General features: G+C 50.7%; 18 protein-coding genes and 1 riboswitch. Of the genes, 7 read left to right on the top strand and 11 right to left on the bottom strand.

Translation table 11 applies throughout. The features are described 5' to 3' along the window. Positions 1-139: 139 nt before the first annotated feature. Both P2H89_RS34185 and P2H89_RS34180 read right to left on the bottom strand, forming a co-directional pair. Positions 140-1,333 (bottom strand): DUF2268 domain-containing putative Zn-dependent protease, encoded by a 1,194-nt coding sequence (locus tag P2H89_RS34185; RefSeq protein ID WP_275835849.1) that lies wholly within the window; start codon positions 1,331-1,333, stop codon positions 140-142. A gap of 124 nt (positions 1,334-1,457) precedes the next feature. Further along, positions 1,458-4,748, bottom strand: coding sequence for a choice-of-anchor tandem repeat GloVer-containing protein (locus tag P2H89_RS34180; RefSeq protein WP_275835847.1), 3,291 nt, complete (start codon positions 4,746-4,748; stop codon positions 1,458-1,460). A gap of 291 nt (positions 4,749-5,039) precedes the next feature. Here P2H89_RS34180 and P2H89_RS34175 point away from each other — a divergent pair, with 291 nt between their 5' ends. The 4 genes from P2H89_RS34175 to P2H89_RS34160 all read left to right on the top strand — a co-directional run bounded on the left by P2H89_RS34175 (position 5,040) and on the right by P2H89_RS34160 (position 9,171). Further along, positions 5,040-5,705 carry a DUF664 domain-containing protein gene (locus P2H89_RS34175; protein WP_275835846.1) on the top strand — a complete coding sequence of 222 codons (666 nt, stop codon included), beginning with the start codon at positions 5,040-5,042 and terminating at the stop codon, positions 5,703-5,705. A gap of 51 nt (positions 5,706-5,756) precedes the next feature. Beyond that, positions 5,757-6,641, top strand: a complete 885-nt coding sequence (locus P2H89_RS34170; RefSeq protein WP_275835844.1) for an N-acetylmuramoyl-L-alanine amidase — start codon at positions 5,757-5,759, stop codon at positions 6,639-6,641. Between the two features lie 112 nt (positions 6,642-6,753). Beyond that, complete coding sequence (locus P2H89_RS34165; protein ID WP_275835842.1) at positions 6,754-8,232, top strand: PLP-dependent aminotransferase family protein; 1,479 nt, start codon at positions 6,754-6,756, stop codon at positions 8,230-8,232. A gap of 114 nt (positions 8,233-8,346) precedes the next feature. Continuing rightward, on the top strand, positions 8,347-9,171 hold the full coding sequence (locus P2H89_RS34160) for a hypothetical protein (RefSeq protein WP_275835840.1): 825 nt from the start codon (positions 8,347-8,349) through the stop codon (positions 9,169-9,171). An 83-nt stretch (positions 9,172-9,254) separates the two neighbouring features. On the opposite strand, the gene P2H89_RS34155 is transcribed toward P2H89_RS34160, so the two are convergent. The 5 genes from P2H89_RS34155 to P2H89_RS34135 form a co-directional block, all read right to left on the bottom strand. Continuing rightward, positions 9,255-10,676: an amidohydrolase family protein gene (locus P2H89_RS34155; protein ID WP_275835838.1), complete on the bottom strand. Its 1,422-nt coding sequence runs from the start codon at positions 10,674-10,676 to the stop codon at positions 9,255-9,257. Between the two features lie 79 nt (positions 10,677-10,755). Then, positions 10,756-11,622 carry a helix-turn-helix transcriptional regulator gene (locus P2H89_RS34150; RefSeq protein ID WP_275835836.1) on the bottom strand — a complete coding sequence of 289 codons (867 nt, stop codon included), beginning with the start codon at positions 11,620-11,622 and terminating at the stop codon, positions 10,756-10,758. 141 nt (positions 11,623-11,763) lie between these two features. Beyond that, entirely contained in the window at positions 11,764-13,107 is a 1,344-nt protein-coding gene (locus tag P2H89_RS34145; protein WP_275835834.1) for a T9SS type A sorting domain-containing protein, read from the bottom strand. 19 nt (positions 13,108-13,126) lie between these two features. Next, positions 13,127-14,122 carry a hypothetical protein gene (locus P2H89_RS34140; protein ID WP_275835832.1) on the bottom strand — a complete coding sequence of 332 codons (996 nt, stop codon included), beginning with the start codon at positions 14,120-14,122 and terminating at the stop codon, positions 13,127-13,129. Between the two features lie 223 nt (positions 14,123-14,345). Next, positions 14,346-15,383, bottom strand: coding sequence for a histidine kinase (locus tag P2H89_RS34135; protein WP_275835829.1), 1,038 nt, complete (start codon positions 15,381-15,383; stop codon positions 14,346-14,348). 236 nt (positions 15,384-15,619) lie between these two features. Between P2H89_RS34135 and P2H89_RS34130 the strand changes: the two genes are divergently transcribed. Beyond that, positions 15,620-18,574 (top strand): sugar-binding domain-containing protein, encoded by a 2,955-nt coding sequence (locus P2H89_RS34130; protein ID WP_275835827.1) that lies wholly within the window; start codon positions 15,620-15,622, stop codon positions 18,572-18,574. A gap of 49 nt (positions 18,575-18,623) precedes the next feature. On the opposite strand, the gene P2H89_RS34125 is transcribed toward P2H89_RS34130, so the two are convergent. From P2H89_RS34125 to metE, 4 genes are all read right to left on the bottom strand, one after another. Then, on the bottom strand, positions 18,624-19,136 hold the full coding sequence (locus P2H89_RS34125) for a hypothetical protein (protein WP_275835824.1): 513 nt from the start codon (positions 19,134-19,136) through the stop codon (positions 18,624-18,626). A gap of 64 nt (positions 19,137-19,200) precedes the next feature. Further along, a complete protein-coding gene (locus P2H89_RS34120; protein ID WP_275835822.1) occupies positions 19,201-19,851 on the bottom strand; it encodes a hypothetical protein in 651 nt (216 codons plus the stop codon). A gap of 122 nt (positions 19,852-19,973) precedes the next feature. Next, the gene (locus P2H89_RS34115; protein ID WP_275835820.1) at positions 19,974-20,354 is read right to left on the bottom strand and encodes an acyl-CoA thioesterase; all 381 of its coding nucleotides are present in this window, start codon (positions 20,352-20,354) and stop codon (positions 19,974-19,976) included. A 108-nt stretch (positions 20,355-20,462) separates the two neighbouring features. Further along, positions 20,463-22,787, bottom strand: coding sequence for a 5-methyltetrahydropteroyltriglutamate--homocysteine S-methyltransferase (metE, locus tag P2H89_RS34110; RefSeq protein WP_275835818.1), 2,325 nt, complete (start codon positions 22,785-22,787; stop codon positions 20,463-20,465). A 175-nt stretch (positions 22,788-22,962) separates the two neighbouring features. Beyond that, a riboswitch (cobalamin riboswitch) is annotated at positions 22,963-23,154 on the bottom strand. A gap of 247 nt (positions 23,155-23,401) precedes the next feature. On the opposite strand from metE, the gene P2H89_RS34105 reads away from it, so the two are divergent. Together P2H89_RS34105 and P2H89_RS34100 are read left to right on the top strand one after the other, a co-directional pair. Next, positions 23,402-24,691, top strand: a complete 1,290-nt coding sequence (locus P2H89_RS34105) for an epoxide hydrolase family protein (RefSeq protein ID WP_275835816.1) — start codon at positions 23,402-23,404, stop codon at positions 24,689-24,691. A 30-nt stretch (positions 24,692-24,721) separates the two neighbouring features. Further along, positions 24,722-26,008 (top strand): epoxide hydrolase family protein, encoded by a 1,287-nt coding sequence (locus tag P2H89_RS34100; protein WP_275835814.1) that lies wholly within the window; start codon positions 24,722-24,724, stop codon positions 26,006-26,008. Positions 26,009-26,105 lie beyond the last annotated feature (97 nt).

Raw genomic sequence — 26,105 nt, 5'->3', positions numbered from 1 at the left:
CAAAAACAATACTAAAACACCCCTCAGTCACGTCTTTTTATACAGTGCTCTTGTGGATAAACCCCACCAGAAAACTGAAAAGAAAAAGGGTGCCTCAAATTACTTTTGAGACACCCTCTTTGTCTATATTGAACCGTCCTTAATTACCTGCATCATATCCGCTCGCCTGCAGAAACTCCTGGAAATCGGGTATCGTCAAAATGTCCTTGACAGCCTGCCGCTTATCAGCAGCCTTTTCATAATAAGCCTCACAGATCTTGTAACCCATATAATAGCCCAGATCGCCCGGGGCCCCCGATTGTGCGTTTTTGCTGTTGTACAACCAATCGTCGGTATTATCCTTTGTCATCTGTGTTTTGAACTTTGTCCACAGCTCCTTTTCATGGGCATTGCCATAAGCATGCACATTGTTGTTGAGGTGATACCCTAACACCAGGTGCGTGATGAAATCAGCCGCCCCTTCGTTGATGCTCAAAGCCAGCAAAGAATTGTCGCTCGCCGTTTGCTGCTCAACATGGATCAGTTCATGAATAAGTACCGCCAACAGTGTAGAAGTATCTGCGATCGCCATCCGCTCCCGGTCATTCAATTCTTCCCGGTTTACCGTATTCGTATCGCAAAGGAACTCGGCGCCGATCAACTGGCCCGCATATCCATCAGCCGTACCAAAGGCGCCAAATGTACCAATGGAGAAAGTAGTCGGCGGAAAGATCGCTGCAGGGTAGAGGGCCTTCAATGTCCGCGCCGCTTCGATCATACGTGGTTTTAGCGCGTGCAATTGCAAAGTCACCGGCCTGATGCTCGTCAGGTACTTCTTACGCTTGCGCATGGTTTCCATGATCCTGGACACCTGCCCCCGCATCCGCACATCAAAGAAGGTCCTCAATCCTGGAGAGCCCTTCAGGATATACTCTTCCATGATCCGCTTATCGGCCCCCGGCTCATCCACCTTATCAAATACCTTCCAGAAATTATTGATATCACTGGTCACCACTTCCATCTTATCCGGATTGCCCAAAGCCATCCGGTTGGCCAGTATGGTTTTACGGATCCCCGCCCAATTCGGCTTGCTGCAAACGAATTTGATCCGCCCGTCACCGGTCACATACCCGGTGTCATATAAGTTCATCGTAGCCGCTTTTTGAATGTAGCTTACCGCCGTCGCCGTATCCCCGGCCTGTGCCCTCGACGCCGCAGCATTCAGGTACACCCAGGGGGTATTCAGGTAGAGCGATGATTGATAGTACAATTGGTCAGCGTACCGGTAGGTCTGACTTTGACCTATATCAACCAATCCAAACACAATACAAAAGGACAATATTACTTTTCTCATGGTATGGCGAAATATAGCCCCGTAAAACTAATACATCCCCGCCTAAAGCGCTTTCCCATTCCCATCAACTGTCATTTTGCCTGCATTAACCGTATACATTTATGCCCCATCCAGAAAGCGTTGGCTACTGCTTCACAAACCTCACCGCCAATACCTGGTTGCGGTCCCTGTATTGCAGCACATACGTACCGCTGCCCAAAGACCCTACCTGCAAATGAACCACACCGGTGCCAGCCGTCACCTGTACCAGCCGCTGCATCACCTTTCTCCCGGCCATATCATGGATCGATATTTCCAACTTCTCCGCGGCGGTCGACACCGTACGCAGTACTGCGGTATTTCCCACCACCGGGTTGGGAGCCACGGTCATCATCAAAGCGCTGCCTGTACCGCGTGTCAGTTGTACCACCATCGAATAAGTAGCCTCCTTGCCCGCTTCTTCCATCCTGAGCCGGTAATAATAACTTCCTGTCGCCAATACGGCGTCCACGAACTGGAAGGGATGCCGGCAATCCTGTGCCTGCGCCTGCACGGCGCCCACTGGTTTGAAATTCACGCCATCCACACTACGCTCGATGGTAAACTGCGCGGCGTCGGTACAGTTGGCCTTCCAGCTAAGCTGGTTGCCCTCCGGCTTTACCGTCCCCTTGAAAGATTCCAATACGATCGGCAGGGCGCTGAAGCTACTGCTGGCAAAATAGAAGGAAGAAAAGGAGCTAACCGACATGGTAAACACATATCCATTCTCCCATTCAACAAAACTCGCCGGGATCTTCACCGCTTTTTGGCCTGCTACATTGGCGCAGCCATCTTCATTCTTAAATACCGCCAGGTTAGTCACCCCCAGCACACCCGATCCCGGAGTGTTCACCAATTTATCGACTTCTGCTTTCGTGATATACAAGCGCAACGTAACCGGAAAAGCAGGCTGCTGATCCACCGTTACCGTGAAGTTGCGGTCGAGGTAGAACTTGCCCTGCTCATCCTTTCGGGTGGCGCCATTGTGCGTATAGAACTTGATGGCCGCATCGCCGAGTATATTCCCTTCCGCATTGATCTCCGCGATCGCCCTGCCCTCCGAATCGGTGAAGCCAAACCAGGCTGCATTGTTGGTATTGTTCACATTCACCACCTCCGATGCATTCCAGCAAACACCGGGATGGCCCGGCGCCACTGGCGCAGGCGCCATCCTCATCTGCATACGTCTCGGCAGCCGGCCATTGTTGCCGGTAAAATCCACCGTCTTCTTCATTTGTTTGGTATTGGGATCAAACTCAAACAAAGTGCCGCCCCAACGGAAATCGCCCCCTGCATTACAAAGGCCATAGATCTTACCATTGTAGCCGGTCAGCGTGCTGCGCGGCCAGGCGCCCATCGCTTCGATATCGAACTGGTGTTCGATCGTCATCGTATGCGTAGCCGGGTTATAGGAATACAATTGTCCGAATGAACCCGTGATCAGCCCGTCGGAGCTATAGCCCGAAAGCAAGCCATATAACTTGTTGTCGAAATGCATCAATCCGCCCTCCGGCGATACGCCCTGGGTTGCACCGAGGTCAAACTCCTTCGCAAATACATTGGTGGCCGGGTTCCAGGAAAACAACACCCCCCGGCTATTAGCGCCTCCCAGCATGGCCGTACCCCAGTACTTACCATCCACCAGCGCCAGCTCGCTCATTGACCGGCTAAAACCTGCCGGGAAATGATATTTTGTCGTATAGATATTTGTAGCCGCATTGTATTCGAAGATAGTGCCGGTACCATTGTTGCCGCCGGCAGAGGTTGTGCCATACATCTTCGAGCCCGAGAAACTAAGCCGCGCATACGGATGTTTACCGCTATGCTCTTCGAATGCCACCTTCACCTCGTAGGTCTTCGTGGCCGGATCAAAGGAATACAACACACCATGACCAAACAGCCCGCCCCCATAACTCACGCCATACAACTTATCGTTGTACAGGATCATACCACCCTGATCATAGTTGCGTCCGGTAAAATCGGTTCTGTTGTGCAACACCTCGTAGGTGTTGGTTTGAATGTCGAACGCATAGACCACGCCATAGCCATCCGCGCCACCTTGTGTGGCTGTACCATACAGTTTACCCTTATAGTATTGAACCGGGCCCGACGGACGAAAGCCCGTGGCGCTCGTAGAAAGATCAAGCTTCTTTGTATAACCATTGGCCACCGGATTGTATTCGAACAATACACCATTGCTGCTTTCTCCACCGAAAGGCGAGAAGCCGTAGAAGCGGTTATTGTACAGCGTCATCCCACCATCGGGATTGCAGCCGGTGGCAGCGGTGAAATATACTTTCACAGATAGTGCATTGGTGGCCGGATTGTATTCAACAATGGATCCCCTGTTATCGGAAGCGCCATAGTTGGTGGTCGCAAGTATTTTATTATTAAAAACAGACAAACGGGCATCCCGGTATCCCTTAACGCCGGTCATTTCGACCACCTTGGAAAGGGTGGTGGCAGCCGGGTCGAATTCGAATAGGATACCCCGGTCTTCCGCACCACCTCTTTCAGTAATGCCATACAGCTTATCGTCGAGCACCACCATTGTTCCTATATGCGCTTCAGCACCGATGCTACTCATATCCGCCCGCTTCGAAAAGGTACTGTTTGCCGGATTGAACCGGAAGATGGCCCCACCCGAAAGTGATCCCGTACCATAAGAGGTAGCGCCATACAGCATACCATTATGGAGGGTCAGACCACCAGAAGGCCGGCCGCCCCAAACCCCTTCATTAAAATCAACCTTCTTGGCATACACATTCGTTGCCGGATCAAATTCAAACAGCACTCCGGCCGAGAAATTGCCACCATAAGAGGTCATCCCGTAAAACTTATTATTCACGGCGATCAACTCGCCCGAAGGCCAATACCCCGTAGCTGTTATAAAGCTGTATTTGACGGTCACCTGGTGATTGGCCGGATTGTATTCGAAAATGCACCCTTTGTCATTGGCGCCGCCCGACGTGGAAACTCCGTAAAACTTATTATTATACAACAACAAGGTATACGAAGCGTCATAGTCGTCGTTAACATTTAAGCCGATCACTTCTGCCAGGTTGGCCTTCCGCAACAGCTTGTTCGTGGCAGGGTCATATTCGTAAATAAAGTCAAGATTGAGGTTCACTCCATATGTCATCACCCCATAGAACTTATTATTGTATAATACAGGCCGTTGACGCCTGGGGTGATCGCCCGGTGCATTCACTTTGAATACGTCAAACATCCGGTGGCCGGTACCATCGAACCGCGTCGAAAAGATTGACCCCTGGTCATCGGCGCCGCCATAGTCCGTAACACCCCAGAACTGGTAGATACCCTGGGCCCAACTCCCGGTAACGGAGAGGCACAGCAGGAAGGAAAGGCTTAAGTAAAGTGAGTACCGCTTGGTCATAACTGATTATTTTGTGGATTGAGCACCAAGGTATACTCGCCGGGGCCGCCACCTGGGCCACACTTAATGGATAGGAGATTCCACTTAACCGTCGCCGGCAGGTGCCAAACTTCATCCAGCGGTACCAACCAAAATCGGCAGCCCCCCAATCTCGCCGGCCGGCACCTGCACAACCCCGCTTTCCCCCTCCCGGCCATCACGGGATCGCCCGGAAGGCTCTATAAATCCCCGCTTTGTGGTATGTCACGGTGATGGGAATAGGGCTAACTTCATAGAACAAACACGACCACCATGCCACAAACTCAACGAACTGCCAACCGCAGGAGCTTCCTGCAGAAAACGGCTGCCCTCACAGCCGCCTTCACCGGTCTCAGCACATTCCCCATACTCGCCAATTCAACGCCGCCACAACAGCAGGAGGGCCTCCACATCGTTGGTCCCCGCCAGGGATACAGCCCCCAGGTTGGCACCCTCGTATCGATGATGAACTGGATGCGCGAAACCGTATTGCGGTCAGTAAAAGGCATGAAACAGGAAGAACTCGACTACCTCTTTGATCCCAAAAGCAATACCATCGGCGCCATGCTATTGCACCTGGCCGCTACAGAAGCCTTTTACCAGGGCAATACCTTCGAAGGGTTGAAGGACTTTAAGGAGAACGAAAAAGCCCTGTGGCTGCCCGCTATGAGCCTGGGCGATGAAGGGCGCAAAGTGATCAAGGGACATAACCTCGACTACTACCTCAATGTACTCAGTGAAACACGCAACAAAACACTCGAAGAGCTCCGCCGCCGGGATGATGCCTGGCTGATGACGGTAGACCCTAAGTTCTTTGGCGGGCAACCCACCAACAACTACTGCAAGTGGTTTCATGTCGTGGAGCACGAATCGAACCACAACGGACAGATCAAATGGATCAAAGGACGCCTCCCCGGCGCCAAAGCCGGCAATGATTAATGGGTGAAAACACCTGATCGTATCACTATCATCAAAACTTACATTAGAGCTATGAAGATCAAAAACCACTGGCTTGAAGCCGAAAGCACCGCCGAAAAGATCGTCATCTCCAAAACGAAGAATGCCGGCAACCTCATCGATCCGGATTACCTGGTCATCCATTACACCGCCACCGACGATGCTGCAGCAGCTACCAACTGGTTCCTGAATACCAAAGACAATCCCGATAAAATAGCCGCCCATATTGTACTCGATCTCGACGGTACTATTACTCAATTGGTGCCCTTCAACCAAAAGGCCAATCACGCTGGCACCAGTACCTGGGATGGGGTAGATAATTTCAATTCACATTCCATCGGTATCGAGATCGTCAATGCGGGCTTCGTGGAAAAGCTCAGTAATGGATCATTTAAGAGAAGCACCAAAACTTACCCGGCAACCATTGCGAACCGGATCGTCAAAGCAAAACACAAACACAAGTTCTGGACCGCCAAAGACAACCAGCACTGGTTCATATTTCCCCCCGCACAACTGCAGGCCCTTTACAAACTCTCCAAAGTGCTCATCAGCACCTACCAGTTGGTGACCGCCGTTGGTCATGATGATATATCGCCTGCCCGCAAGCCCGATCCCGGTCCTGCCTTTCCCTGGCCCGAATTCAAGCGGCAGGTATATGGCGCCGACAATCCTGCCGGGAATATATTTACCGTCAACACCGAAGGCACCAACCTGCGCAGCGGAGCTTCTACCAATACCACTTCCATCAAGAAACTGGCCAAAGGCTATGAAGTAGGATTGATAGAGACCAATGGCCAGTGGAGCAAAGTGTACCTCGTCGATAAAAAGCAGGACGTACTGATCACCCAGGGCAAAAAGACCCGCAGTATTAAGACCATCGGGTGGATCTTTTCCTCCTTACTCACCCTTAAGCCTTAGTAAAAAAGGCAGCAGCCCATTTGGCGACTTCCGGTGCGCTGAAAACCAACCTACCTGGCTACAAGCCGTAGCTCCGGCAAATGGATTACCTTTACGGTCCATTCCAGACCATATGCATAGTCCACTACTCGACCGGCTGTTCAGCAATATCACCACAACGCCATCAGCCGAAAGGGCGCAATACCTGCAGCTTGCTGATGGAATCCTGCGTCTCATCAAACAGGGAAAGCTCCGGCCCGAACAAAAGCTGCCGGGCTCGAGAGAACTGGCCACATTACTCAACCTCAACCGCATCACCATCAACCGTGCCCTCGAAGAACTGCAGATCCAGGGCTGGCTCGAAAGTTTTGTCGGCAAAGGCACCTTTGTATCGGCCCATATACCCGAACACGAGCCAGTGGCACTTCACAACACCAGTGCCCGCAATGCTGGTAAAAAAGCAGGCTTCGACATCCCAGCCAGGGATTACCTCGATCGGGCGCCCACCCTCATCAACACCAAACTCCATCTGGACGACGGATTTCCCGATCCCCGCCTGGCGCCTTTGCAGGAGCTGTACAGGGCCTATCGCAGTCAGCTCACCCGCAGTGGCCTCTACCATAACTTCGGCAGTTACAGCCAGCCCGACGGCCCCCTGTACTATAAAACAGCCTTGTCGAACTACCTCAACGAAACCCGCGGACTAAAAACCACGGCCCGCAATATCCTTTCAGTAAGGGGCGCCGTCATGGGCATCAACCTCGTTTGCAATGGCCTGCTCACGCCCGGCGACAACGTTGTATCGGGCATACCGGGCTGGGGGAGGGCCGAAAGGAATTTCATCCATGCCGGCGCCAAACACATCGGTATTTCCGTCGATGAGCACGGCCTCGTGGTAGACGAACTTAGAAAGATTTGCAAACGCAAAAAGATCAGGATGGTCTACGTAACACCCCATCACCATTATCCAACCACGGTACCCCTCCGCATCGATCGCCGGCTCGAACTGCTGCAACTCTCGTACGAGTATGGATTCATCATCTTCGAAGATGACTATGATTTCGACTTTCATTACCGTAACCGGCCGCTGCTGCCGCTCGCCAGCGCCGACGAGCAAGGCATGGTCTTATACTGCGGGTCATTCAGCAAGAGCTTCTCTCCGGGCTTCCGCATGGGCTACCTCGCCGCTTCGGAAAACGTGATTGAGCACCTCTCCCGGGTCCGCATCCTGATCGACCGGCAAGGCGATCATATGCTCGATATGGCGATGGGCGAATTGCTGAATAGCGGGACTATACAACGATACCTGAGAAAGACATTGTCTGTGTACCGCGATCGCAGGGACCATTGTTGTCAATTGCTCCAAAGTGAGTTGGGAGATGCTGTAAGCTTCGACACGCCCGAAGGCGGCCTGACTGTATGGACCACCTTCGCACCCGGCATCGTGCCCGGTGAACTGGCCCGCAAAGCATTACAAAAAGGGCTATATATATCGAACGGATCGGCACATCAATATCCGCAATACCAAACCAACTCCATCCGCCTTGGCTTCGCCTCTTCCACACCCGAAGAAATGGCCGCCAGCATTGCTATCCTGAAACAGCTGATGTAGCCGGTATCGCTCAAAGCGCCTTACTGGTGGCCCGGGCCATTAAATCGACAATTCACCCGAATTAATCTTGGCGCGCCTTGTAGCATTACTATACTTGCAGAAAATCCTATGGTTATGCGCAAACAACTATTACCATTGATCGCCTTATCCCTCCTCGTTTTTCAAAGCTGCAAAAAGGACGACGATAACCCACCACCCACCAACTCACCGGCCGCGCTGAAGCATTTCGTAAAGACCATCGAATGGGACTTGGGCGTAACAGGCACCGTTAGTTATAATACCGACAGCACCATCAAATCGATCGCTTATGTAGGACTCGGCACTGGTTCGCAAACCGATTATACCTGGACTGGCAAACAACTCACTACCGTGTCGCTGGCAACCTCCCTGTACAAGAACACGTTTACCTACAATAACGGCCTGATGACCCGCATGGTCAACGAATACAGAGACCTCACCACCCCATCTGGGTATAAATATGATTACACCTATACAAGCGCAGGCCAGCTGAAAGAATTCAAATACTCCAGGGTCAACGAAGCGGGCACCACCGCCCTCACCAACACCGTATACACCTATAAAGCAAACGGCGACTTCGATACCGTTGTCGTTACGCAGCTGGCAAATAACCTGGTCATCAAGTATTCGATTGACAGCTGGTCAGCGGAAATAGAGATCCATCCCTGGTTATTCATCAGCACTACATTGTCGGAGTACCACCATATTTACAACTACCCTGTATTGAGCAAGCTGAAAAAACTACCTGGTAAGATCACCCAAACCGTTATTAACCCCGGCGGTGCACCCCGGGTAGAGAAAGTAACCACCATGGCATATACGATCAGCAATGACAAACGCCTGGACAAGACCGTTACCACGCTGTCTTATCCCGGCAATCCCCAACTAGACCAAACACAAACAACCAACTTCAAATATTAGGATCGAATGGCGCAGCAGAACAGGTAAACTGCCACACAGTGGTCTCCCTGGCATAAAAGGATCCTTTTACAAAACAAGTTGTATTATACTGAATAGACGATCATGCCCTCGTGAACCAGTGTGCGAACGGATGGTACCCTGCTCACCGCTTCTGCCGAGCAGCTGGCGTCCAGCAACACCAGGCTGGCCTTGTCGCCCACTTTAGGCCATTGCCGCTTGCCCTTGTCATCCAGCGGAAGAATATTGCCCGTTGCCAGCTTGAGGCTCCTAGAAAGGTCAAACTCGGTAGAGTACCCATACAATTGCGCCATCAGGCTGGCTTTCTGCAATACACTACCCGTACCAAACGTATTCCAATGGTCGATGATACTGTCATTACCCGTTAGCACGGTTACCCCATATTTGTAAAGCGTAGGGATCGGCATAATGGTACCGCCAAACGGAATGGTCGACACTATACCGATCCCTGCGCCCGCCAGACTGTCGGCGATTGCCTCTTGTTTGGCTTTGTCCAACCGGGCCAATACAAAACAATGGCTCAGGAAGGTCTTACCCTTCAGCGCCGGTTGCGCTTTTACTCTTTCAATAAGGTATTCTACCGTCCGCAGACCACTGTCGCCTCCCTCATGCAAATGGATATCTATGCCTTTGTTGAATTCAAGGGCCAGGTCTACCGTAAAGTTGATGCTCCGCTCGATATCTCCATCGATCGATTGGGGATCCAGGCCACCAATGAAGTCGATGCCCATTTGAGCCGCCTCCCGCATCAAACCGGTGGATGCCGTATAGTAAAGTCCATGTTGTGGAAAGGCTACCAACTCTGCACCAAAGCCGGCTTTCTTATTCTGTAAAGCCTGTTGGAGGTTCTTTAACGATTGAACACCCGAAGTAGGTTCAATATTTACATGGCTGCGCGCAAAACTGCTGCCCTTCGATTGCAGCAACTCTATTATTTTCTCCGCACGGAATGTGGAGGTCTTCAATAATTCAGGATTGATCTGCTGTTCCAACGCGATCATATCACGCACCGACCTGTTCTTCTTTTGCCGCGCCTTCCAGGGTCCCCCATAAAAGGTTTTATCCAGGTGGATATGCATATCCTTAAAGGCTGGCAACATCAACCGGCCACCTGCATCGATGGCATCTGCCTTCGGGTCATTGGGCAGCACGGCGGCGATCTTACCATCAGCCACCTTGACAATAAAAAGCTCCGTACGGGTATGGGCTACTTCGTTATCCTCGTAGTCGAAGCCCGTTTCCAGGCGCACGTTCTTGAAGCTATAGTTCTTTTTGCCCTGATCGCCACTACCCGGGGTGCCGGGGGCATTGGCAGGTACTGCAGCAGCATCCCCTGACCCCGTCATCTCAACGCCCAGGGCACCCTCAGAACCACCATCTGATGCTCCTTCCTGTCTTTGCGCAGTGCCTAACAAGCCAGTTCCGCCTGCCACTAATACGGAGGCATTCCTGATAAAATTCTTCCTTGATATCGTTGAATCATTCATTGCCGGTGCGTTTTACTCAAAATTAAAACAGCTGCCCCGGAGGCGGGATAGACATTTATGCCAATACTTGTAAAATTTATCACTGTTCGCGGAAGGCGCGGGGAGAAGAGCCTGTTTGCGCTTTGAAGAAATTGGTGAAATAGGCCGGATCGTCGAAGCCGAGCTCAAAGGCGATCTCCTTTAGGGAAAGGTCCGTAGCAAGGATCATCCGTTTGGCTTCGAGGGTAACCCGTTTCTGGATAAAGAACATGGCGGGCACCTGGAAATGGCGCTTGCAAAGAATATTCAGGTAATTGGGGGTTAGGTGCAGCAGGCCTGCATAGAATGATACCGAGCGCTCTTCGCGGAAATGCGCTTCAATGAGCGAGAGGTATTTGACCAACACCGGCTTTTTGCGGTACAGGCTTAATTCCGAGAAATGATGTTCCGCTTCGCGGTTCACCAGGTTGGCAATGATATTACTGCGCAGGTAGATCAGGTTCCAGTTAACGGGCTTCTGCCGCAATTCTGCACGGATCGACTGAAACTCGTACAACAGCCATTGAAAGGCTTTCGGCGAAAGCTGCACTACGGGATGACTTTGATACAATAGAAAAGAAAGATCGAGCGAAGCCGAGAACGTTTCAAAAATGCGCTGACTGATCATTAACTGAACTGCCTTCGTGCGCGCCCCCAGTTCCCAGCGGTGCACCTGGTGGGGGAACATGATATGCACCTGGTGATCGCCGACCCGGTGATCGGTAAAGTCGATAGCATGGGTACCGCTGCCTTTTTCAAAAAGCAGGAACTGGAAGAAATCGTGCCGGTGAAATTTCTCAATGACCCGCTTGCCCTGGATCTCATGGTACTGAAAACCAGGTTCGGCCTGCGCGTCCGACAAAAACTCCCTGATATCCATCATGGGGATCGCTTCTTTTCCTCTATTCTTTTTGGTGGAATCGCGCATAACAACTAATCTGCTGATAGCAGCAAATATACACCCAACCAGGCACAAGGAACAGAAGCTACGATCACCTGGCAAAACCGGTAAGATCAGGGGCTTTGACTCCCCCTGATCTTACCCGATCTTTCCTCCGGTCTCAGCGTTCTAAGGTTTTAAAAAGGGTAGCGTTTTTATGGTGGTTTTCCCTTCAATCTTCAGGTAATAGCTTCCTTGCTGTAACTGGCTAACCTGTACGCTAATTACGTTGTCAACACCATTGACGTTGACCTGCTGCACCAGACGGCCATCGCTGCTATAAATCGCCATTTTCAAAACCGACTCGTCCCGGGGCACAGCAACATTTAATATATCTTTAACCGGGTTGGGAAACAACACATAGCTGTTAAGCTGGTTCCTGAACAACAGAATAATGATTTTTGAATAGGTGAAGTCGCCGTTAACATCTGTTTGCTTTATCCGATAATAAAGCGTTCCACTCAGGCGATGTTCATGAAAGAATGAATAAGAGCTGCCGTTGGCCCGATTTGCAGCTTTCACTACTCCAGCCTTAGAGAATTGAATTCCATCTGTACTATACTCAACAATGAAATTATCTGCCTGCTGCTCTTCACCGGTTGCCCACGTGATCCTGCTGCCCGATGAGGCCGCTTCGCCTTTAACAAATAGCCAGTGCACTGGAAGAGAAATTGCATAGGCAAAGTCGGCATAGGCAGACATACTCCATGGATTCTGTCTGCTCCGTAAGTAGAAGGTATGGTTTCCTTGTGTTACCCCCGCAAGCGGTACCGAAAACATAAAATTTGAAACATCATTGGATGCACCAACCGAAATAGGCTTACCATTCCCAAAACCCGGATCATGGTCAATATAATATTCAACCAGTGCAACAGCAGGCGCCACCGCCGGCGCAGTAGGATAGGGCACTGTGACACTATTGTCAAAAACTGCGTAACTACGCAAGCTCCATCTGCCTCCGGCATCCTTTGTACGTACATACAGCCGGTGAACAGCGGGAGACAATCCGGTAATGTCAACAGCTACATGGAACCCATCTACCAATTCAGCACCAGGTAAAGCAATCGGCGTACCATTACCGGGTCCCGGGTCGGTATCGATAAAGTATTCGGCGCCAGCCAGATTGGGCGCCACTTCTTCGACGGGGTACATCGGCACGAACATGTTATCGAAGTACCTCGCATTATTCAAGCTCCATTTTCCATTTGCATTCTGGGTACGTAAATAGAAATAATGCAGACCGTTCGACAATCCGCTACCCGTCAGCATCAGCGTCCTCGCGAGTCCGTTAATGTCCATCCCCGGGGTGATCACGACAGAAGAACCATTACCCAAACCTGGGTCAGTATCAAAAAAATATTCCGCCTTTACGATTGGCGATGTGCTGGCAGCAACCGGGTAAGGCTCTTGCGCAATGCCCATCAAGGTGGCACAGCTTAATATTACACCTCCAACTAATCTATAATATCTCATCAACGAAAATTTGGGGTGATTAATTATTAGAACGGGTGCTGAACGTAATATCCATGGTAGTGGAAGCAGCAGGTACCGATGGAGGCACGGTAAGACTATAGATCGAGGGAATGGCGGGAATGCCACTCAAACGATAAGGATCAGCCGTCCCAAATGGTCCCGCATCGGGCGTCTCGCCACCAATCGGTTCACCGGCGAGCAAAGCGGGCGAACCAGCTTTCAGTATGTATTTACCATCATTGGAGCCAGTGCCCACAAACAGGGATAACTGTGAAACACCATTTTGGTTATTATTACCGGCTGGCAGCGCTCCGGCAATGGTAGCCAGATTATATTTAATCGTACTGCTGGCAATTGTTGGAGCGATCAAAAAAATATTGTTAGTAACATAACAATTGTTCATTGTTGCAGATGTCGTAAAAAGGTTATTTCTAACCAACCCATTAGTAACCTTTATGAAATTGAAAATATTGGTAAAAATGCAATTGGTAACCCGGGGGGCCTCCAGTTGAAACGCCGAAATATCTACATATCCCAAAAACTTATTAATGGCCAGATTGACTATTTTAGAATTAGGGAAATTGGTACTCTGACTTATAATTCCTTCACAACGGGTAATTGTAATATCATCTGTGTTGGAATTGATACTGAAGTTGGAGCTAATGCCCATGAAAACCGAGCCACTCGCCAGCGAATCGAGACCAATAACCTGAACCTTCGATGTAAGTCCCATCGCCTGCAAACCGGTATTGCTGCCCGTCCCAGACAGTAAATAGCCCGCTCCGATAATAACAAGCCTTTTGTTGAGGGTAACACTGCCATAGTTAACGGCAGACCCTTCTACATACAAAGTATCGTCATTCGCCACACTACTGCTTGCCACTGCTGTATACAACTCCCTAAAATCCGCCACCAATCCATTGGCATTGTTGATTCTCCACACTTTCGCCTCGGCTGCAGCCGTCTGCAACAGAACAGTCACCAATAAAACCCCAATTTGTAAAAAACGTTTCATGTTGATAGTTGATTTAATTATTCCCAAAAAACAATGATCACGTATATAGACATATAAAGCAGTCAGCCGGATGGGTCTTTCGCTTTAGATGGAGTAGAAGATTGCTGGAATGACAGATCGGCCACTTGAAATAACACCTTCGCATACAATAATTCACATTCAGAGCTCCGGGCGCTTTTCCCCGAAAGAATACCAAGACCTTCTTCTCTAAACCTCAGCACGTTCAGATAATTGCTTTTATTACAGAAAAACTAACAGAAAAGTAATCCTGGTTCAGGTCTATCACAATTTCCGGGAGTGATAACAACTCAAATTTCTTTTTTAAATGCAGCAGACCATATCCCGATTTCAACACATAAAATTTTGGTTGACAGTTATTACTAACGACTACCCTTTGCAATGCCGCGTCGAAATGGATACTTACGCGTAAGGGATTGGCCCGTGTAATGACATTATGCTTAACCGCATTTTCGATCAGTATCTGTAAACTTAATGGAGGTAATTCGTATTGTCCAGCATCCTCCACCTTTTCATCCAGAAAAATCCCTTCAGGATAACGGGTTTTTAACAGGGAAAAATAAATCCGCGCAAACTTCATCTCCTCCTCTAAATTGATCAGGTTCGACTGATTGGCTTCGAGCAGGTAGCGATATACATAAGACAGTTCTTCTGTAAAACGGATCGCCCCGTCCCGATCCCGCTCGATCAATCCGATCAGGGTATTCATTGTATTGAACAGGAAATGTGGCTGTATCTGTACTTTCAGCGAATCGAATTGCATGTGCAGGTTCAGCTTCCTGAGTTCGTTTGTTTCCTGTTGGGTGCTCTGCCACCTTTCCATATAGAAGACCACTTCGTAAAAAACGATACCCAACGAAATAAAAAGTAACGATATACCCGAGAACGTTAGGAATACGGGGATTATAAAGATGTCTATCCCCCATACCAGCAGTGCAGATTCCACAAATATCCGGGAAAAGCCCAGGAGAAATGCATAAGGAACCAAGATGGCCGCCATCACACATCGGCGTTTCAGCGAATCTTGCACGCCCTGCCACCGTCGGTAAGCCCATAGAGCCACCAACCGCACGGGTTCCCAAACAAGGAACGTAAAAAGAACCGTTGCCACGACCGTCTTGATCAGGAGATTGGGTATGCTTGGCCAAAAAAACATGTCGAGCATGAAAAAAAGATAAAACATAATCCCGAAGACGAGATAAGCATAGGGACGCACTTTTTTATCGCTGATCATTACTTTCATTTTCTGTAAAATTAATTTACGGTCAATGGATCGCGTCCATATCGCTCGTCATTTCAAACAAGCTCCCGGGTTTTCCAGTAGCGCAATACGCCATTTAGACATTCATCGCGCAATACAGCAGCACTTTGCCACCTGGCAGGATTGTTCAGGACAGGTATTTTCTGACAAGACACTAGCTTAGGCATATCAAATGACATTAACGGTACGATCGTACCCAACCCGACTTGCTTAACAATATGAAACTCTATAACCTGGCTATCTTCTTCCTGCTACTAACAGTCTGCCACGCATCTGCCCAGCGTACCCGGTACAACTTCAACAGCGACTGGAAAGTTTACAGCCGCGACACCACCGGCGCCGAACAGATCAGCTTCAATGACGCATCCTGGCAATCCGTTACGTTACCTTATGCCTGGAACGAAGACGACGCCTTTCGCAAAGACATCCGCGATCACCGCACCGGCATAGCCTGGTACCGCAAACAATTCAAATTACCCGCCTCTCCCAAAGCACAGAAAATATTTATTGAATTCGACGGCATCCGGCAGGCAGGCGTATTCTATGTAAATGGAAAAGAGATCGGTCTGCATGAGAACGGCGTCACCGCTTTTGGATTCGATATCACCCCTTACATAAAACCAGGAGCAGTAAACGTGATTGCCGCCCGCATCGACAACAGCTGGGATTACCGCGAAAAAGCCACCAACCAGAAATACCAGTGGGAAGACAGGAACTTCAATGCCAATTACGGCGGCATCACCAAGAATGTTTACCTGCACGTAACAGGCCCCGTTTACCAGACCCTGCCGCTCTATACCAACCTGCAAACCACCGGCGTATACATCTATGCAAGCGACTTTGATATCCGCGGCGGCAAAGCCACTATACAGGCAGCCTCCGAAGTGATCAATGAAAGCGGCCGGCCACAACAGGTCTCCTACGAGGTCGCCATTTTCGATCAGCAACACAAACCCGTTAAAACATTCAGCAGCGGCGTCACCACCTTGAACCCGGGTAGCAATACCACCCTAAAGGCCGCTGCGCCCGTGGGCGGACTTCACTGGTGGAGCTGGGGTTATGGATATTTATATACCATAAAAACCATCCTCAAAATAAATGGCAAGCCGGTCGACGTGGTTACTACCCAAACCGGATTCCGGAAAACTGCCTTTAAAGATGGTATGATCTACCTCAACGACCGCGTCATGATGGTACACGGTTATGCACAGCGAACCTCCAACGAGTGGCCCGCGGTTGGCTTATCGGTGCCCGCCTGGTTAAGTGATTATAGCAATGGACTGATGGTGAAAAGCAATGGCAACCTGGTGCGGTGGATGCACATCACACCCTCCAGGCAGGATATTGAAAGCTGCGACCGCGTTGGTTTATTGCAGGCCATGCCTGCAGGAGATGCAGAAGCCGACGTTAATGGAACACGATGGGAACAACGCAAAGCCGTGATGCGCGACGCCATCATCAGCAACCGCAACAACCCGAGCATCTTGTTTTACGAATGTGGCAACGAGAACATCAGTGAAGTTCATATGCAGGAAATGAAAGCCATCCGCGACCAGTACGATCCGGCAGGCGGCAGAGCCATCGGCTCGCGGGAGATGCTCAACAGTACCACCGCCGAATACGGAGGAGAAATGCTGTACACCAACAAGAGCGCCCGTTTACCTTTCTGGGCCATGGAATATTCAAGAGACGAAGGATCCCGCAAATACTGGGATGACTACACGCCACCCTTTCATAAAGACGGAGATGGTCCCCAGCACAACGGACAGAACGCCGCCGCGTATAACCGGAACATGGAAAGTCATGCCGTAGAAAACGTTAAACGCTGGTACGAGTTCTGGAACGAAAGGCCCGGTACTGGCAAACGCGTAAGTGCAGGCGGTGTCAACATCGTATTCTCTGAGACCAATACCCATCACCGAGGCGAAGAAAATTACCGGCGGAGTGGGGAAGTGGATGCCCTGCGCGTCCCCAAAGAGAACTTTTATGCGCACCAGGTAATGTGGGATGGATGGGTGGTGCCCGAAAAGCAAGGCATTCATATCCTGGGCCATTGGAATTACCAGGCCGGCGTAAAGAAACCTGTTTATGTAATAGCCACCGCCAGCAAAGTGGAGTTGAAGGTGAATGGGAAGTCAGTCGGGTTTGGCGAAAAGAGCGATGGATTCCTGTTCACTTTTCCCGAAGTTAACTGGACGGCGGGCATCATCTCCGCGATAGGATACGACGAACAGGGGCACATCGTAAGTTCCACACAGAAAGCAACAACCGGCAAAGCAGTTGCCTTAAAACTGACGCAGATCGCCAGTCCAAGAGGCTTTCTCGCCGATGGTCATGACCTGGCCCTAATACAGGTAGAAGCAGTTGATGAAAAAGGAAACCGGGTGCCCACAGCGATGGACATGGTCAACTTCCACCTCTCGGGCCCCGCACAATGGCGCGGTGGTATGGCCATGGGGCCGGATAATTATACGCTCACCCAAACCTTTCCGGTAGAAGGCGGCATCAACCGCGCACTGATCCGCTCCTTGACCCATCCAGGTACCATAACGATCAAAGCATCGGCAGCAGGCTTGCGCGAAGCAACGATCACCTTACAGTCCAAACCATTCTCTGCTAAAGATGGTCTTGCTACCATTTTACCCGCCGAAGGATTGCCCGTGCACCTGGACAGAGGGCCCACACCCGCCACGCCATCCTTTCACGCTACCCGTACCCCTATAAGCATCATCCGGACTACTGCCGGCGCCAATGACACCAATGCAGCACGAAGCTATGACGACAATGAGCTGTCCGACTGGGTGAATGACGGCAAGCTCTCCACGGCCTGGATCGAATACGAATTGGAGCGCAACGCAACCGTCAGCGAGGTCACCCTCAAGCTGAACAATTTCAGATCACGCAGCTACCCGCTGCTGATCACACTCGACGGAAAGGAAATATTCAAAGGTGCCACGCCCCGCAGCCTGGGTTATGTAACACTCCCGTGCATACCCACTGTTGGCAGTAAATTAAGGATACAACTGGCCGCAGCCGCCACGGCAACAGAAGGCAGCCAAATGGTGGAAGTATCAGGCAAAAAGCTGGATGATGGCGTATCCCGCGACGATGCCAACGCCAAAGGAACCCTTAGTATTATTGAAGCAGAGATCTATGAAGCGGTAAAACATTAAGCCGTCGAGATGGAACTCGTCCGGGCACGCGCCTTGATGGACCGGTAAATCAAATCGCTTCTATCAGCGTAATGGTAATGCCCGTAAAGCAATCGTCGGCACATCCGTGTGGAACATAACCTGCCGTGGAGATCTTGCCATTGTTTCTTGCCTCGAAATAGGTGTCTGCATCGTCCCTTTTTTTCAGCCAATTGTCTTTGGCTTCCTGGTAAACCTGGTCGAGGGTGATCGTTTTCGCACCTTCCTGATGACTGTTCAATTGGCTTTCGTTTTCCACCCATTCTCTTACAGTGGTAATTGGCGCATTATTTATGCGTGCCGTATATTTAAAAGACCGGCCAACCACCTTTCCTGCCTGCACAGTAATGATGGTCTCCATCCCTATACCGACCCAGGAACCGCTCACCACCTTATACCGGTATGAATTGTGGGCACTATCTTTAAACGCCTGCCACGCACGGCGGCTGTCACCAAAATCATCTGCATAATGGATACTATCTTTCTTACAGGAAGCGAGTACCAATACTACTAATGCGATCAGAAGGGAATAAACAATTTTCATAATAGGTGAATTAACACCCATTATGACCCGGAGGAAATACAGTCCGTTGCACACACCCGACAATTTAATGGTAGCTCCCCACCAGCAGCCAGTAAAAGCCGATAAAAATGAATACCATGCTTAAGACCATCATCACCTGCCCATGCTTGCGATCTGCGGCTGTATATTGCAATACGGTGGTACCATTCTTCAGGGTCTTTTTAGCCTGCACGATCGAGGTACCGGCAAAGAATCCGCCGGCTGCTACGTAAAAGAATTGCGGAACAAGTCCTACCAGACAGGCCAGGTATCCCAAAACGATCCAAACCGTCTCCACCCGCACGGGCTCAAAAGTTTCGGCGACGGGCGCCACGCCCGGTGCTTTTTCAGCCAGCAGCTCCTTCGCCACTTTCAGGTCATAAGCACTCCAGCCTTCGGGATTGTCGAGTATCTCCTTCAGTTCTGCTGCATCGTACGATTGCATTTGATGCGTAAATCCGGGCTGATTCATATCGAGGCCCGCCTGCTTCGCCAACACGGCATGAGCCACCTTGAACTGCTCACCCGGTATCCGCAACACAAACATGGGGTCGGGCGATTCGCCGAGGTAAATAGGGTCCATCTGGTTCACCTCATGGTCCAGCGCATAGGGAATATCGTGTTGTTTCAACAGGCCGATCAGGGTCTCCGCCTCTTCGGGCGCGTAGAATTTAGCGTAAGTAGCGTATCCTTGCATGTGAGGGTTTATGAAACCGCCAAAATACACTTCTTTCTCAAAAAAATCAACTCAGGCTCGCCGGCACTGCAGGATCTACACAGACCGCTGCCGCTCGCGACAGGCACAATGTCCCCCTCTCACTATACAATCTTCACCGGCCGCTTCTGTTCGTCGATCGCCACGAACGTGAATTCGCCGCTGATGGCCTTGTCCCGCTCACGGCTATACATTTGTTCTATAAACACTTCCACCTTCACTTTTAAGCTGGTATTGCCTACGTGCGACACCACCCCGATCAGTTCGATGATGGTACCGGCCGGAATAGGCTTCGTAAAGTCGATGCGGTCGCTGCTGACGGTCACCATGCGCTGGCGACTGTAACGCGTGGCGGTAATAAAAGCCACTTCATCCATCAGGGCCATGGCCGTGCCGCCAAACAAAGTATCATAATGGTTGGTACTGTCAGGGAATACTGCCTTAAAGATCCGGGTAACGGATTGATCAATTTGTTGCTGGTTCATGTACTGTAGGTTAATGAACCCAGGGAACCTGCAACAATTCCCTGGGTTATGAATTTGGAGAATATTAAAGCTGATTCAATGGAACAGTAAAGACCTTAGCCTGCTTCACTATGCATTGACGGCTACTGCTGCGCGTAGTTCCCGCGCCGCATTCACCATTGCCTCCAAAGCAGCTTTGGTCTCGGGCCAGCCACGGGTCTTCAAACCGCAGTCGGGGTTCACCCACAGCTGATCTGCAGGGATCACCGCTTTTGCTTTTTCCATCAGCTCGATCATTTCCCGTTTTGAAGGCACCCGGGGCGAGTGAATATCATATACACCGGGTCCTATCTCGTTGGGATATCTGAACTCCGCAAAAGCATCCAGCAATTCCATCTGCGAGCGGCTGCACTCGATCGTGATCACATCGGCATCCATGGCGGCAATATGCTCGATGATATCATTGAACTCGGAATAACACATGTGCGTATGGATCTGCGTGGCATCTTCCACACCGCTGGCCGACACCCGGAATGCCCGTACTGCCCAGCGCAGGTATTCATCCCAGTTCTCCTTGCGCAAAGGCAATCCTTCCCGGATTGCGGGCTCGTCGATCTGAATCACGCGGATACCCGCATGCTCCAGGTCGACCACTTCATCACGGATAGCCAGTGCGATCTGCGTACAGGTTTCACTGCGCGGTTGGTCATTGCGTACAAAACTCCATTGCAAAATGGTCACCGGACCGGTCAGCATCCCCTTCACCGGCTGCTTGGTGAGCGATTGCGCATAGGAAGTCCAGCGAACGGTCATCGGCGTCGGCCGGCTTACATCACCGTATATAATGGGGGGCTTTACGCAACGGCTGCCATAGCTCTGTACCCAGCCATTCTGCGAGAATACGAAGCCGCTCAGTTGTTCACCAAAGTACTCCACCATGTCGTTGCGCTCAAATTCACCATGCACCAGCACATCGATGCCGGTCTCTTCCTGCCAGCGGATAGACGCCTCCGTTTCGTGGGCAATCAACTCGTCGTATTGCTCCTGCGTAAGCTCGCCCTTTTTCCATTTTGCCCGCCAGCTACGTACCTCCGCGGTTTGCGGAAACGAGCCGATGGTCGTAGTAGGGAAAAGGGGCAGGCGCAATGCTTCCTGTTGCTGTAGCTTGCGGGAAGCATAAGCGCTGTTGCGCGCCGCATCCCTGATGGTAATAGCTGCCGTGCGCGCCTTTACCGCCGTATTGTGAATCAGTAAGGAAGTTTTGCGCTTGTTATTGGCATCGAGGTTTTCTTTCCAGCGTGCATTCGCAACTTCTTTGTTTTCTCCGGTGGCAAGCTGCTTCAATGTCACTACTTCGTCGATCTTCTGTTTTGCAAAGGCCAGCCATTGTTTGATCTCCGGTGTGAGCACGTTGTCATTCTTCTCCAGGTCGAGGTCGCAGGGCACGTGAAGGAGCGAGCAGGAGGGAGCGATCCATACCCTGGCCGATCCCAACTGTGAAACAGCTTTATCGATCAACCCAAGTGATGTTTCGAAATTGTTCTTCCAGATATTCCTGCCATCTACCACACCCAACGACAGTACCATCCTCGAGCGGGCAATATCGGTAGCCAGTATATCCTCCAGCTGTGATGGGCAGCGCACCAGGTCGAGGTGCAGTACCTGCACCGGCAGACTTAATGCCGTTGGCAGGTTTTCTCCATAACATTCAAAATAACTGGCCAGGATGATCTGCAGTTGCGGTAGTTTGGATTTGATCTCCTGGTAGGTTTTCACGAAGGCCTGACGCTCTGCTGTGGAGAGGTTCAACGACAGGCAGGGCTCATCCAGCTGTACGTAATAGGCGCCTGCTTCTTCGAGCTTCGTCAACACTTCGGTGTATACCGGCAACAGCTTCTTCAACAACTCCAGGCGATGGAAGCCGCTTTCCTTTTCCTTACCCAGCAACAGATAAGATACGGGGCCCAGCAGAACCGGCTTGGCGTTGATGCCCGCCCGCTTTGCTTCATTGAACTCGTTGATCACCTTGTTGCTGAATAGGGTGAACTGCTGGTTGGCGGTAAACTCTGGCACGATGTAGTGGTAATTGGTATCGAACCACTTGGTCATCTCCATCGCAGTGATATCATAGCCATCCTTTTGATAGCCCCTTGCCATGGCGAACAGCAGATCGATATGCGGTAACTGCTTTTCTTGCATGAGGTCGTGATACCGGGCAGGGATCGCGCCAACCATCAGACTGGTGTCGAGTACCTGGTCATAGAAAGAAAAGTCATTACAAGGTACCAGGTCGATGCCTGCTGCCTGTTGCAGCTGCCAGTTCTGTAACCGGATGGCGGCGCCCGCCTGCATCAGTTGTTGCGCAGTGGCCTTGCCGGCCCAATACTGCTCGGAAGCTTTCTTGAGTTCTCGATGGCTGCCTATCCGCGGGTAGCCAAGATTGTGTGTTTGCATGTTCCATGCTTTTAAGATGATAAAATCAGTTAAAAGCTCTTTGCTAAACAGGCAATGTTAAGGTAGAAGTAAGAAGGAGGAGAAATATACGCGCGCAGGCACGAGCCTGCCTGTATTATACGGGCGGCTGGCCTATGGGCATATCATTTCAACAACGGCTTCATTCCACGAAAGCATTGTCAAATACAGTAGAGGCAGGTCTCCTGGCTTGTAACAGTTTTACCGTCCTTCCCATTCAGGTTGAGAGAACAGTGGACAACTGGGGTAAAAACCTTTGCGTTACTTACAGTTGCGGGACAGCTTGTGATTCACACACAATTCCCTATTAATCCCACGCGAAGCGGGAACCTATGCTGCTTGATAGATGTAAAGGAAAGAACTTACAACCGCAAAATTAATGGATTTGGGCAATACTAAACAAGTCGACTGCTAATGACTGCTCAAATGATCAACAACTCAACCGGGCTTCACTATCTATAACCCTCAACTTTTCACGGTTCAATACGCCTGCCTGGCCCTTTACTTGGGCCGCCTTACCGGGTTCGGTCTTGGAACACCCCCGATGCCGCCGATACCTTTACGTACACATTCAACAACAAGTAAAAATCAATCAAATGAAAAAGAGTAAAAATATACTCACCAACACGATGGTAGCGGGAGCTATCATGATGCAAAGCACGCTCGGCAATGCACAATCAGTTGCACCGGCCAGCCTTTCTTCCGAACCAACCATCCGTCCCTTCCAGGTGAAGGTACCCGCGAAGAAACTCGAAGATCTCAAACGCCGCATCCTCGCCACCCAGTGGCCCGAGCCTGAGAACGTAAAAGATGCATCACAAGGTGTACAGTACGCCACCATGCAGGCACTGGCAAAGTATTGGACCACCAGCTACGACTGGCGCAACATGGAAGCCAAACTGAATGCCTTGCCACAATTCGTTACTACCATCGATGGTGTCGACATTCACTTCATTCACGTACGCTCCAAACATAAAAATGCCTTACCCGTCATCATCACCCACGGCTGGCCCGGCTCCATCATCGAACAAATGAAGGTCATTGGTCCGCTCACTGACCCTACTGCCTATGGCGGCAAAGCAGAAGATGCTTTTGATGTAGTGATACCCTCACTGCCCGGTCATGGCTTTTCGGGTAAACCCACCGAACTGGGCTGGACAGCCGCCCGCATCGCCAAAGCCTGGATCGAACTGATGAATAGGCTCGGTTACAAAAAATATGTAGCGCAAGGCGGCGACTGGGGTAATGCCGTCACCGAATTGATGGCCCTGCAAACACCTCCCGGACTGGTAGGGATCCACACCAACATGGCAGCTACCGTACCAGCGGATATTGCCAAAGCACTCTCAACAGGAGTAAAACCGGCAGACCTTTCGCCCGATGAAAAGAACGCCTACGAACAGCTCGACTATTTCTATAAAACCGGATTGGGTTATGCCAATGAAATGGGATTAAGGCCTCAAACATTGTATGGCATCGCCGATTCGCCCATTGGCCTCGCAGCCTGGATGCTCGACCACGACGCCCGCAGCTATGCCCTCATTGCCCGCGTATTTGCCGGTGAAACCGAAGGACTTACGAAAGACGATATCATTGACAACATCACGCTCTACTGGCTTACCAATACAGCCGTTTCTTCTGCCCGCCTTTATTGGGAAACCTTCCAGGCCAAAGCCGGCTTCTTCGATCCCCGCAACGTGACCATCCCGGTAGCCGTGAGCGCATTCCCCGATGAGATCTATGCCGCTCCCAAAAGCTGGGCCGAAAAAGCCTACCCCCATCTCATCTACTTCAATAAACTGGAGAAGGGCGGCCACTTCGCAGCCTGGGAACAACCAACCCTCTTTACACAGGAATTGAGAGCAGCCTTTAAATCACTTCGTTAACAAATACTACACTTTCAAAAATTTATAACAATGAAACAGTTCAAACAAATACTATCACCAATAATACTTGCCACCATGACTTTCCAAACTACCGCCACGCATGCACAGGGCGGCCCCAATACAACAAACAACGCTCCCGAAGCAATACGCGCCTTCCAGGTTCATGTGCCAGATGCAGACCTGGCCGAACTTAAGCAACGCATCAACGCCACCCGATGGCCCATCCAGGAAACCGTTAGCGACCGCTCGCAGGGCGTAAAGCTCGAAGGCTTTCAACAACTGGTACAGTACTGGGGTACAGCTTATGACTGGAGAAAAGCAGAAGCCAAATTGAATGCACTGCCCCAGTTCATCACCAACATCGACGGGCTCGATATTCACTTCATCCAGGTGAAGTCCAAACACAAGAATGCGCTGCCCATCATTGTTACGCATGGTTGGCCCGGTTCGATCTTCGAACAACTGAAGATCATAGGCCCGCTCACCGATCCCACAGCCTATGGAGGCAAAGCAGAAGATGCCTTCGATGTGATCATACCTTCCATGCCCGGTTATGGCTTCTCCGGAAAACCTACCGCCACCGGCTGGGGACCAGATAGAATGGCCAAAGCATGGGATGTGCTGATGAAACGTCTCGGATACACCCGGTATGTGGCACAGGGAGGAGACTGGGGCGCTGTAGTATCTGATGCCATGGGCCGCCAGGCGCCAAAGGGATTATTGGGTATACATGTAAATATGCCTGCTACCGTGCCCGCCGATATTGCACAGGCGCTTAAGAGCGGCTTACCAGCCCCTGCAAGCTTATCAGCCAAAGAGAAAAAGGCCTATGAGTCAATGAACGATCTATACACCAGGGGAGGAGCTTATGCAGGCATCATGGTAACCCGTCCGCAAACACTGGCATATGGCCTTTCGGATTCTCCATCTGGTCTTGCAGCTTTCTACTACGATAAATTCAACGACTGGACCTATAGTGGCGGCGATGCAGCCAAGGTGCTCAGCAAAGATGATATGCTCGATGATATTACCCTGTACTGGCTCACCAATACATCGGCCTCTTCCTCACAACTATACTGGGAGAACAACAACAACAATTTCAATGTAGTGGAACAAAGGACCCGGGAGATCAAAGTGCCCGTGGCCGTGACCGTATTTCCCGGCGAAATATACCAGGCCCCTAAAACCTGGACAGAAAAAGCTTATCCCAACCTCATCTACTACCATGAAGTGAACAATGGCGGCCACTTTGCTGCCTGGGAACAACCCCAGCTTTTTGCCGAAGAACTGAGGGCTGCATTTAAAACTCTTCGATAGTCATCTATAAAAGTAAAGCCCATTCACCTTTCCTCACAATAGTGAATGGGCTTCTTTAAATCTTTATCGCCCTCCCCGCATTAGAACACAATGATCC

The sequence above is a fragment of the Paraflavitalea sp. CAU 1676 genome, from assembly GCF_029223285.1.
Lineage (GTDB): Bacteria > Bacteroidota > Bacteroidia > Chitinophagales > Chitinophagaceae > Paraflavitalea.
The sequence above is the reverse complement of the archived record's forward strand: the minus strand, read 5'-3'. Positions and strand labels throughout refer to the sequence as shown.